An 11,881-nucleotide genomic window follows, 5' to 3' on the forward strand; every position below is an offset into this window, starting at 1 on the left:
GTCGGTAGATAAAAAGAGAAGCGTCATAATGCTGGTATATCAGCATTATGACGCTTCTCTTTTGCTAATTGGTATCAAATTAAAACCCCAATTTTGCGTTTTGGCTGTTGTGATCACAACAGCACTGTTAAGCGCTCATAAAAAAGGGTTTTGGGATCGTGTCACAAGTAAGGGTCCTATGAATTAATTATTACTCGTTAATAGTGTCTGAAAGGCCGTTAGCGACATTCCAGGTACGACCCGTTGTCGAGTGAGATTGTATGGGTTCTGTGTGCTGGTGGCGATGCCAGGTGCCGTTGATAGGGCATACTGATAGCCAGCCTGTTTATCGGCTTTAATGGTCTGCTGATTAGCACGGCCGGCTGGGTAACAAATAACTTGTGTGTTCTGTTGTAAATTATGATCGAGCCATTTTTTGGAACTTGATAATTCCGTAAGTTGAACCTGGTAAGTTAAATTATTTAAATCCAGATGGCGAACGGTGTGACTTTGAAAATCAATATTACCGGATGCTTGCATCCGCTTAGCATCAGCTAAAGTTAAGTGGTTTTTCTTATGGGTAAAGCCGGTAATAAAATTAATGGTGGCGTGTTGGTGCGTCTGTTTCAAAATTGGCCAAGCTGCTGTCATGTTATCTTTATAGCTATCGTCGAGTGTGATCCAGACAATCTTCTTTTGTGGAATTCGCCGATGTTTGAGCGCGTATACGGCTTCATTGGCAGTCAGCGTTCGGTAGCCGTGTGCCTTTAGATAAGTCATTTCAGTTTGAAATTCTTTGGCGGGGACACGTAACTGGTTCCCGCTAGAAATACTGTGATACATCAAAATAGGCAAGTGAACATCTTTGACGGTATGCCAATGTTGATAAGGCCGTGCTTGTGCTTGGTGTTTAGCCGAGCTGTGAACGCTTTTAGCGCTAGTCTTAGATGATTGACTGCTGGCTTGTTTAGTTGCCGGTGAAGCCGCCTGACAGCCTGCTAACAGGCCGAGCGCGACGCCGAGACCTAATACAAAGTTGATACCCCGCATGTGCATGATAAATCCCCCCATGATTTAAAAACTACTTCCTATTCTAATAGAATAGCATGCAAAGCGCGATAATTATTGAATTATTGTTAAAATAATTTCCTTAATGTTTAAGGAAAATCGAATTTGATTAGTAATCGTTTAAACTGATTAAGAAAGCCTAGTTAGGGTAGCCAGAGGAGCTTTACTCCGATACGATTAATAAAATAATTAATTCGGGGGATAGTATTTATGAATAAAAAAAGGGCTATTTGGTTGGCGGCGATTATTATGATGATTAGTGTAGGTACATTGTTAATTGTACCGACGATGACGAAGAATCAGGGGAGTGAGCTGGCAATGGCGGTGGATAACTTAAACCCATTTGTTAAGGTACAAACGGTCTATGGTCGGACTAATCAGGCAATCGGCCACTCGACTGGTCAGATGGGCGAAGATATCTATACCTATCGAATGCTGACCAGCGATGCGCAAGGTAAGCAACGCTGGTTGACATTTACCGCAGATCACCGGCTAAAGCAACGACACTATTTAAAGATTGAGACGAAGGGACAAAACGTGAATTCATGGGAGGCCGTTGCGACAAATCAGGTACCTCAAAATATACAAGAAGTATTGGCTTAAATTTAGGCATAGTGCCGTGTCAGCGATTAGTGACGCAGCACTTTTTTTGTGTTATTACGAAGGCGAGCTTAATAAATTCTTAAATCCTTTTGAGTGCTAAACTGCGATGAGTGCGTTACAATATTTTACGTGAGACTTGTAAAGATGGTTGACAAAAGGACCATTTTTAGTTAGATTAAGATACTGCATTATTATGTAATAATGAATGAATGAAGGGGAGCGTGCAAATGCTTAAAATAGCAAAGGGTCGGATTTCGTATCCCGCGGTAATCGGTGCGGTCTTATTTATGATCGTGCAAGTGATTGCGACCTTAAATCTGCCTAGTTTGACATCTAATATTGTGAATAACGGGGTGGCTACTGGTGACATTAGTTATATCTGGAAAATCGGATTTGAAATGATTGGTTTTTCATTGTTATCAGTCGTCGCAGCGTTTGGCAACGTCTTTTTGGCGGCGCGGTCATCACAACAATTAGGGAAGAATTTACGGTCGGATATTTATAAAAAGGTCATCAACTTTTCAAATGATGAATTTGATAAAGTTGAGACGTCTTCACTAATCACTCGAACGACCAATGACGTCGTCCAGATTCAAAACGTGGCCATGATGGCGTTACGAATGATGATTATGGCACCAATCATGCTGATTGGTGCAAGCTTTTTAGCGTATACCAAGAGTCATGAATTAACTTGGATCTTCGTGGTTTCTATTCCGGTACTATTGATTTTTATTGGTTTGATCATGGCGTTTGCAATACCGTTGTTTCGGGCGATGCAAACTAAGACTGACCGCATCAACCTTGTTTTTCGTGAAGGCTTAACGGGAGTACGCGTTATTCGGGCATTCCGTCAAGATAAATTTGAACAGGACCGTTTTGAAGACGCTAACCAAGATTACACGCACAATGCGATTAAGGTTAATACGATTGTGGCCTTGGCTTACCCGGTAATGACTTTGATTATGAGTGGGACTAATGTGGCAATTGTCTGGTTTGGTGGCCAATTGATTAGTAGTCAAACAATGCAAGTTGGGAATATGATTGCGTTTATGACTTATGCCATGCAAGTATTGATGAGTTTCATGATGCTTGCCATGGTATTTGCGTTCATTCCACGGGCGGCCGCTTCCGCTTCCCGGATTCAAGAAGTCTTAAGTATTGAACCTAAAATTACTGACCCTGACAAGGCAGCAACGTTACCAGCGACGACTGAACACAGCTTAGAATTTGATCATGTCAACTATCGATATCAAAGTGCGGAGCAATTAGCGCTGGCAGATATTGACTTTAAAGCCCATTCTGGACAGACCGTTGCCATTATTGGTGGGACCGGTTCTGGGAAGACCACGCTCGTTAATTTAATCCCCCGATTCTATGATATTGAGAGTGGGGCGGTCAAATTAGATGGGAAAGATGTTCGGCAGTTGAAGTTAGCTGATTTACATCAAGCCGTTTCGTTTGTTCCGCAAACTGCTACTTTATTCACGGGGACGATTCGTGAAAATATGCAATTCGGTAACGAACACGCGACCGATGATGAAATCTGGCATGCGTTAGAAATTGCTCGTTCAACTGACTTCGTTAAAGAAGAAGGCGGCCTGGATGCACACGTTGAACAAGGTGGGGGTAACTTCTCTGGTGGTCAACGGCAACGATTAGCAATTGCTCGTGCACTTGTCAAACAGGCTTCCGCTTATGTATTTGATGATTCTTTCTCCGCATTGGACTTCAAGACTGATGCTCAATTACGGGCTGAATTACGCCAGGATAAACAGATTCAACAGAGTGTCGTAGTCATCGTGGCGCAACGGATTGCGACGGTGGCGGATGCTGATCTGATCTTGGTCCTAGATAACGGTAAGTTAGTCGGCAAGGGGACCCACGCTGAATTGAAAGCTAATAATGAAGTTTATCAAGAAATTATGAAGTCACAATTACGAGAGGAGGATCAGCTGTAATGAGCGAAAAGAATACGAGTTCTACTAAGCCTGCACGTCCTGCTGGCGGTCATGGCCCCGGTGGTCATGCTGGACTAGTTGAAAAGCCTAAGAGTTTTTGGAAAACGGCGATTCGATTGATGCGCTACATGTCAGACCGGTGGGTCGGTTTGGCAGTGGTCATGATTTTTGCTATTGCTTCCGTGATTTTCCAGATTCGAACACCTAAGATTTTAGGTAAAGCAACGACCGAACTTTATAAGGGAATTATGAAGGGGGCCGCGCAACAGAAGGCTGGTATCAGTCAATCCGGTTACCCAATCAACTTTGAAAAAATCGGTCAGATTATTATGATCGTTTTGATCATGTACTTGGCCTCAGCACTGTTCAACTTTATTCAACAGTACATTATGACGCGGATTTCCCAACGGACCGTGTATAAGTTGCGGCGTTCATTTAAGGGTAAGATGCAAAAGGTGCCGATTTCATATTATGATACCCATTCGAATGGGGACATTATGAGTCGGGCCGTCAATGATATGGATAATATTGCCAACACGTTGCAGCAAAACCTAACCCAAGCGGTGACAAGTACCGTCACCTTTGTTGGAACCTTATGGATGATGCTGACGATTAGTTGGAAGCTGACCTTGATTGCACTCGTTACCATTCCACTGAGTGTCGTGGTGGTTGGTGTGATTGCGCCGAAATCACAGAAATTCTTCGGAACACAGCAAAAGAGCTTGGGGTTGTTGAATAACCAAGTTGAAGAAAACTATGCTGGACACGTGGTCATCAAGAGCTTTAACAAGGAACAAGATGCCATCGATGATTTTGAAATCCAAAACAATAATTATTATCAATCAGCCTGGAAAGCGCAATTTATTTCAGGTATTATCATGCCACTGATGATGTTCTTAAATAATATTGGCTACGTCTTTGTTGCCATCATTGGTGGGATTGATGTGGCTAACGGGAACGTTTCGTTAGGTAACATTCAAGCGTTCTTACAATACACGCAACAATTTTCACAACCGATTTCACAAATGGCGAACTTGTTGAACACGATTCAATCGACCGTGGCTTCCGCTGAACGGGTCTTTGAAGTGCTTGATGAAGAAGAAATGAAACAGACGAAATCCAACTTACCAGCCGAACCAGATAGTGATAACTTGATTAGTCTGCAACACGTTCAATTTGGTTATGCGGATAACGACCTGTTAATGAAGGATTATAATCTGGACGTTAAACGTGGGCAACAAGTGGCCATCGTTGGGCCAACTGGTGCTGGTAAGACGACCATCATTAATTTGTTGGAACGTTTTTATGACATCAAAGGTGGTTCTATTAAATTGAAAGGGACCGATACACGGGACCTGGATCGTGAAGACTTGCGGTCACACTTTGCGATGGTGCTTCAAGATACCTGGCTCTTTACTGGGACGATTTTTGACAACTTGAAGTACGGCCGTGAAGATGCGTCAGATGAAGAGATTTATGCTGCGGCTAAAGCGGCCCATGTTGATAGCTTTGTTCGCAAATTGCCAGATGGTTATCAGACGGTTCTGAACGAAGAAGCTTCAAATATTTCACAGGGACAACGCCAATTATTGACGATTGCCCGGGCGTTTGTGGCTAATCCAGAAATTCTGATTTTGGATGAAGCAACGAGTTCGGTTGATACGCGGACTGAAGTGCATATTCAGCATGCCATGGAACGACTCCTGAAGAACCGGACCAGTTTTGTGGTTGCGCACCGGTTATCAACGATTCAGGGTGCGGACAACATTATTGTGATGAACCATGGGTCAGTGGTTGAAACTGGGACGCATGAACAGTTGATGGCTCAAAATGGGTTCTATGCGGATCTATATAACAGTCAATTTACTGGCAATATTAGTCTCGACTAAAGGAGGGGTGTCAATTGTTCCGGAAAACAGCAATGGTTGCCGTTACTGCGGGTGCGCTAACGTTCTTATTAGCGGGCTGTGGTAAGACAACCTTATCAACGACTAAAACCACATACAAGCCGAACGGGTTAGTAGCGGCCGTCAAAGGAAAATCCAACGTTAAAAAGGTTCATTATCAGCTTGACGGTGGTCAGACGAAGACGGCGACGGTGCGTAATCATACGTTTGTTATTCAAGTTCCGACCAAGACGACCCGCCAAACGGTGAAGATTAAGGCCGGTTCGGATACCACGACGGTGCACGTAAAGGGCGCCAAGAAGCTAGTTGGCTATCAAAAGATGGCGACGACTTACAATCAGGCTTTGATTGCTTCTAAACTCAGCAAGTCTGATCAACAGGCGGCTAAGAAGTTGCAAACTGAGGGTGCAGCCCTTAAAAAGCAACAAGCAACGATCCAAGCCAAAGTCAAGCAAGCCCAGGCCCAAATCAAGGCTGGCGGTACGGCGGCTGCCACGGGTGCTAAGACACTCCAAGCCCAACAAACTGCTGCGGCGCAGCTCAAGACCAAAGCAGCTAGTTTGCAAACGACTCAGAAGCAGGTCGAAGCGGCAATGGCAATGGCAACGGCGAAAAAGCAGGTCAAGTCGCAATTGTTACCGACGAAGACGCCAAGTGATGGCATCACGAACGTGTTAACAACTAAGGATTATAAGATCCGGCTAAATGTTCAGAAGGGTGACGTATTAGGGGCAGCGATGATTGTTCCAACCAAGGCCTTTAAGAACAAGACCCGCCAGAAGAACTTTGGGACGGCGTTTGCTTTGATGACGACAACAACGGGCGCCAATGCCAAGAAGGTTATGAAACAGTTCCAGAAGGAAACCAAGGATAATAGTGGTAGTACGACGACAATCGATCCGATTACCTCTAAGGGCGTTCGCTTCACGATTGGTGTCTCCACGTCTGACTTGTATATCTTTATGACTAAGTAATGTTTTATGAGCGCGACTGGACTTTGATTAGTCAAGTAAAGCTCACTATTCGAGGTTATGACGGGACGAACCCGTAGTTCTAAGTCGGCTGCATTTTACGCTTGTAAAGTAATCAAAAAATCACCACCTGGATGAACATAATCCAGGTGGTGATTTTTTGATTGATCCATTTTAAATTTGATTCCAAATAGACCGTAAAGGTTACGTGCGTTAAATTACTCAAATGATAACTCTAAGAAGTATAAGTGTTTGGCTGGTAAATGGGCCGAAGAAACCCACACTTCATGGTAGTTAGGGACTTTTTTCTCTGTGTAATCGAAGAAGAAATCAAGTAAGTTGCCGTTTTTAGCGACAAAGTCATCCTGAAATCGGTTGACTAATAGCTTGTTGTCAGGAAAATAAATTTCGGGGTTAGCGACCTTAATATGATCGGGGACACCCATCCGAACGACATTCGTGTATTCCGGTTGGGTAAACTGAATTTCAGTCGGGTGATGGGTGATATAGAACATGACGTTATAAATTGAATCTGAATTACTAGCCACGACAAACCAGTCCTTTGCTAAATTTACACTCATTATACCAAAAAAATCTTAAAGCGTTGGAAATGTTTGACGGGCCCTTGACAAACTTCTAATTAACCATTAATCTTTTAATTAAATTCAAATTAATTAATTTGGAAAATTACATATAAAGGAAGTCGAAGCATATGGCAGACGTACAATTAGACTGGAACAACTTGGGGTTTGAATATCGGAATCTTCCGTACCGTTATCGTGCGTATTGGAAAGATGGTGCTTGGTACAAAAAAGAATTAACGGGAGATGCAACTTTACATATTAGTGAAGGCTCAACAGCATTACACTATGGTCAACAAGACTTTGAAGGCTTAAAAGCTTACCGCACTAAAGATGGTAGTGTTCAATTATTCCGGCCAGATCGTAATGCAGCCCGAATGCAGACCAGCTGTGAACGGTTATTAATGCCACAAGTGCCGACAGACATGTTTGTGGACGCTGTTAAACAGGTTGTTAAGGCTAATCAAGATTACGTGCCACCGTATGGAACTGGTGCGACTTTATACTTACGGCCATTGATGATCGGGGTTGGGGGTAACATTGGTGTTCATCCAGCTCAGGAATACATCTTCACGGTCTTTGCAATGCCAGTTGGTAGTTATTTCAAAGGCGGGATGACGCCAACCAACTTTACGACGTCCGAATATGATCGTGCGGCCCATAAAGGAACCGGGGCTTATAAAGTTGGTGGGAATTATGCGGCTAGCTTATTCCCAGGTCAAGAAGCTCATGCCAACGGTTTCTCCGACTGTGTTTATCTTGACCCGGTTGAACATCGTAAGATTGAAGAAGTAGGTTCAGCGAACTTCTTCGGGATTACTAAGGATGGCACTTTTGTGACACCCAAGTCACCATCAATTCTACCTTCCGTTACGAAATATTCATTACTCTACTTGGCAGAACATAAATTTGGGATGAAGACTGAACAAGGCGACGTCTACATTGATGATTTAGACCGGTTTGCTGAAGCTGGGGCTTGTGGGACAGCTGCGGTTATTTCACCAATCGGTGGCTTGGAACATCAAGGCAAGTTACACGTGTTCTACAGTGAAACGGAAGTTGGTCCGGTAACGAAAAAATTATATGATGAATTAACTGGAATTCAATTTGGCGATCGGGAAGCGCCTGAAGGTTGGGTCCAGAAAGTTGAATTAGACTAAGTACAGTGTTGTTTGTGTGAATAAAAAGACGGCTTTAGTAAGACCCGTGATACGGGTGGAACTAAAGTCGTTTTTATGTGCGTGCGCATGATGCACGTGGTATTGTGAATAGTAAGAAATGCTGTCTAATCAGTAGACGCATGATCGGAACGACAGTTATTCGGCTAAGGGGACGTTACGGTTAGGTTAAGATTGCTGATTGTGATGTAAAGTTGCTGAAGAAACGCTAAAATTAAAGGGAGTTGGGCAAGATGATAAAGTGGAGTAATCGACATTGGCAGGCAGTTGAATGGGTCAGCACGGGAATTTTGGTGGGCTGTACGTTACTGTATAATCATCAGGTTGTCTCGAATCAATGGCTTCTCGTCATTGGCGGGGCCGCTTTAATCAGTTATTGGTTGGTCACATTACCGCGGTTATTCGGAAGTCAGCACTAGCTTCGGGCAGGTCGTTGATGCAATCAGGTCAGTTCGTATCCGCAGAAATTGTCAGGGTAAAACGTGGACACTTTGCCAGGTTACTTGGTTGATACTGACCTTGAAGGCGGTTTAGCCACAGTCAATCCCAACTTGAATCATGATCCTAATAAGAGAGAATGAATAAATTAATGTTAACTTTTAGTAGAACCGCAGCACTAATTAACCAAATGGTCCAAGATCAAGTGATCCCAGGGGCGAGTTATGCCTTGATTGATGGGGCTGAGTGGCACACGAATCAAGTGGGCGTTGCTCAAATAAAACCAACGATCAAACCATTATGGCCGGATGCGATGTATGATTTAGCCTCGGTTACTAAGGTCGTGGGAACAACAACCGTGGCGATGCAGTTGATGCAAAATGGGCAACTTGAAATTGACCGCCCCGTGCATGACTACCTACCGGCTTTACAGTCCACAACGATTACGGTTCGTAATTTGATGACCCATACAAGTGGGCTGAGTGGTTATATTCCAAATCGGAATGCGTTGTCTGCAGATGCGTTATTAGCCGCGATTCAACAGCTACCAATCAGTGAGCGTAACCGCAATCATCGGGTGGTTTATACGGATTTAGGCTTGATCATCATGGGGCAAGTCATTGAACGAATTCTTGGAGCGGCCATTCAGCCAATTATCACTGAGCGCGTTTTGCAGCCATTAGGGTTAGCACACACGAGTTTCCAACCTCAACTAGCGCAAACCGTTCCGACGACGTATTCCATGAAAACTGGGTTGTTACGGGGGATCGTTCATGATCCTAAGGCCAGAGTCTTAGGTGAACACTGTGGTTCCGCCGGTTTATTTGCCAGTGTGACAGACCTTGTTCGGTTTTCACAATTGATGCTCGGCCAAATCGACGTACCAGCTGTGCTATCACAGGCCACGATTGCAAGCTTGTATCAAGATTGGACGCCCAATCAACACTTACGCCGGAGCTTTGGTTGGAACCTCTGGCACCGTTCTAATGAGACGCTGCCGGTGATTTTTCATACTGGTTATACTGGCACGCTCCTGATGCTTGACCGTCAACGGCAACGGGGCCTTGTTTTCTTATCCAACCGGGTGCATCCAGTTGCAAATAATTCGGTATTCCTTCCAGCACGTCGCCGGTTAATTGCGGCTTGGTTGGCGGATACGGTTACAAATTAGCTACTTCGGTTTCACAACCGCTTTCATTTATGCTAAAATTTAGATATTAAATTCAACAATGGAGTGAGTAGATCTTATGAGTGAGCCATACTTTTTAAAGCCGGTGTTCCATGAAAAAATTTGGGGCGGTACCAAATTACATGATGATTTTAATTATGATATTCCCAGTGATCATACTGGTGAATGTTGGGCTATTTCAGCTCATCCGCATGGTCCGGCGACCGTTGAAAATGGGCCGTACGCTGGCATGACACTGGATCGGGTATGGGCAGAACATCGTGATGTGTTCGGTGATGCTAAGGGAGATGTCTTCCCACTATTAACGAAAATCTTGGATGCTAGTGAAGATTTGTCGGTGCAAGTGCATCCTGATGATGCGTACGCGGCTGAACACGAGCACGAACTTGGCAAGACTGAATGCTGGTACGTGATTGCGGCTGAACCGGGTGCAACGATGATTTATGGTCATCATGCGAAGACCCGTGAACAGCTCGCTGAATGGATCAACAACGGTGAATGGGATAAGCTATTACGGCGAGTGCCCGTTAAGCCTGGTGATTTCCTTTATGTTCCATCTGGAACGATTCACGCCGTTGGTAAGGGAATTATGGTGTTAGAAACGCAGCAGAGTTCTGATACGACTTACCGGCTATATGATTGGGACCGGGTCGACAAGACCACTGGTCAGAAGCGCGAACTGCATTTGCAACAATCCATTGATACAACTAACGTTCCGCATCATGACCCTGACCTTGACATCACAACCACCCAGGTTGGGGATGCAATGGTGACCAAATACGTCCAATCACCATTCTTTGGTGTTTGGCAATGGCGGCTAACAAATGGGCAAGCAACTTTTAACCGGGGAACAGCACCTTATACGTTAGTCTCTGTACTGGATGGTGAAGGTAGCATTGTCGTTGACGGTCAAGACTATCCATTGAGTAAGGGCGTCCACTTTATCTTGCCATTTGACGTAAAACAATGGACATTGAAAGGCGATTTACAAATTATTGCTTCAGAACCTGGGGCTAAGGCGTAATTAGTTAATCCCTTGATGGGATAAAAAAGATTGATACTGGTTGGAAGCCACTATCAATCTTTTTTTGTGTATCTACTGATAGTATCAGTTTATTAATAATCACTATCTGAAAGTATATAAATATTTATTATAGTTTGAAGGGGTTTACTAATGAGAAGGCTTCCAAAAACTGTTATCATTGTAACCAATTAATACGGATCAAACTAAAAAAATCGTCACTGGCTGGTAACTAAGTCAGTGGCGATTTTGAGTGATACGTTTTAAGGTTTCACGATAACGTTTTTAGTGAGGTCTTCGTTGAGTTGATCCAGTGCATCGAAGTTGCCTTCAGGGTACTTACGTTGTAAGGCCAGTTTCAAGATTCGTTTGGCGAGGGCTTCATTGCGTGCAAGGATTGGACCATGGAAGTAAGACCCAAAGGTGTTCTTGTAGATAACGCCCTCAGATTGATCTTTGCCATTATTGCCGTTACCTTGGAGTACTTGACCAAGGGGCCGTTCACCTTCGCCCAGGAAGGTCATCCCGTTGTGGTTTTCAAAACCATAGTAGGTCTGGTGGGTTTCGGCGTTCTCAATGGTTATATTACCAATAAAGCGATTGTTATCCTGACTGAGCGTGTAATGATCTAAGGCACCGATACCCGCGATCTTTTCACCATGGGCCCCAATGTAGTAATGGCCCAGCATTTGAAAGCCACCACAGATTGCTAATAATGGGCCACCGGCTTCGATATATGCGGTCAAGGCGTCTTTTTTCGTTTGTAAATCCTTGGAAACAATCGTTTGCTCGTAATCTTGACCACCGCCGAAGAGGGCGAAGTCATATTTTTCTCCGTCAAACGGATCATCCAAGCTAACTAAGTCAACAGTGATGTCGGCCTCCACTGCTTTAGCATAGTAACGCATTGCTAAAATGTTACCGATATCACCATACGTGTTCATTAGATCGCCGTAGAGGTGTGCGGCGTGTAGTGTATAAGTCATGG

Annotated in this window: 12 protein-coding genes; 9 read left to right on the forward strand and 3 right to left on the reverse strand. The window is 44.1% G+C overall.

Translation table 11 applies throughout. The features are described 5' to 3' along the window. Positions 1-187: hypothetical protein (locus ACWQAU_RS12725; RefSeq protein ID WP_262345656.1), on the forward strand; the 187-nt coding region annotated here is incomplete at its 5' end. On the opposite strand, the gene ACWQAU_RS12730 is transcribed toward ACWQAU_RS12725, so the two are convergent. Then, a complete protein-coding gene (locus ACWQAU_RS12730) occupies positions 184-1,035 on the reverse strand; it encodes a polysaccharide deacetylase family protein (RefSeq protein ID WP_003644667.1) in 852 nt (283 codons plus the stop codon). The genes ACWQAU_RS12725 and ACWQAU_RS12730 overlap by 4 nt on opposite strands. A gap of 222 nt (positions 1,036-1,257) precedes the next feature. Here ACWQAU_RS12730 and ACWQAU_RS12735 point away from each other — a divergent pair, with 222 nt between their 5' ends. The 4 genes from ACWQAU_RS12735 (at position 1,258) to ACWQAU_RS12750 (ending at position 6,489) form a co-directional block, all read left to right on the forward strand. Beyond that, positions 1,258-1,650 (forward strand): YxeA family protein, encoded by a 393-nt coding sequence (locus tag ACWQAU_RS12735; protein WP_003641420.1) that lies wholly within the window; start codon positions 1,258-1,260, stop codon positions 1,648-1,650. Positions 1,651-1,877: 227 nt separating this feature from the next. After that, positions 1,878-3,608, forward strand: a complete 1,731-nt coding sequence (locus ACWQAU_RS12740) for an ABC transporter ATP-binding protein (RefSeq protein WP_003644665.1) — start codon at positions 1,878-1,880, stop codon at positions 3,606-3,608. Further along, entirely contained in the window at positions 3,608-5,497 is a 1,890-nt protein-coding gene (locus ACWQAU_RS12745) for an ABC transporter ATP-binding protein (RefSeq protein ID WP_003641422.1), read from the forward strand. Before ACWQAU_RS12740 ends, ACWQAU_RS12745 begins: the two co-directional genes overlap by 1 nt. Positions 5,498-5,511: 14 nt before the next feature. Further along, on the forward strand, positions 5,512-6,489 hold the full coding sequence (locus ACWQAU_RS12750; protein WP_027821937.1) for a hypothetical protein: 978 nt from the start codon (positions 5,512-5,514) through the stop codon (positions 6,487-6,489). Between the two features lie 215 nt (positions 6,490-6,704). Here the strand turns inward: ACWQAU_RS12750 and ACWQAU_RS12755 are convergent, their stop codons facing one another. Beyond that, on the reverse strand, positions 6,705-7,067 hold the full coding sequence (locus ACWQAU_RS12755; protein WP_003641424.1) for a hypothetical protein: 363 nt from the start codon (positions 7,065-7,067) through the stop codon (positions 6,705-6,707). Positions 7,068-7,198: 131 nt separating this feature from the next. On the opposite strand from ACWQAU_RS12755, the gene ACWQAU_RS12760 reads away from it, so the two are divergent. From ACWQAU_RS12760 to manA, 4 genes are all read left to right on the forward strand, one after another. Beyond that, complete coding sequence (locus ACWQAU_RS12760) at positions 7,199-8,227, forward strand: branched-chain amino acid aminotransferase (RefSeq protein WP_003641425.1); 1,029 nt, start codon at positions 7,199-7,201, stop codon at positions 8,225-8,227. Between the two features lie 251 nt (positions 8,228-8,478). Beyond that, positions 8,479-8,664 carry a hypothetical protein gene (locus tag ACWQAU_RS12765; protein WP_011101727.1) on the forward strand — a complete coding sequence of 62 codons (186 nt, stop codon included), beginning with the start codon at positions 8,479-8,481 and terminating at the stop codon, positions 8,662-8,664. 170 nt (positions 8,665-8,834) lie between these two features. Continuing rightward, positions 8,835-9,854: a serine hydrolase domain-containing protein gene (locus ACWQAU_RS12770; protein WP_021356211.1), complete on the forward strand. Its 1,020-nt coding sequence runs from the start codon at positions 8,835-8,837 to the stop codon at positions 9,852-9,854. 76 nt (positions 9,855-9,930) lie between these two features. Further along, positions 9,931-10,896, forward strand: coding sequence for a mannose-6-phosphate isomerase, class I (gene manA / locus ACWQAU_RS12775; RefSeq protein ID WP_027821938.1), 966 nt, complete (start codon positions 9,931-9,933; stop codon positions 10,894-10,896). Positions 10,897-11,156: 260 nt separating this feature from the next. Here the strand turns inward: manA and ACWQAU_RS12780 are convergent, their stop codons facing one another. Beyond that, a complete protein-coding gene (locus ACWQAU_RS12780; RefSeq protein WP_015825752.1) occupies positions 11,157-11,879 on the reverse strand; it encodes a type 1 glutamine amidotransferase in 723 nt (240 codons plus the stop codon). Positions 11,880-11,881: the final 2 nt, after the last annotated feature.

The sequence above is a fragment of the Lactiplantibacillus sp. 3062 genome, from assembly GCF_055413545.1.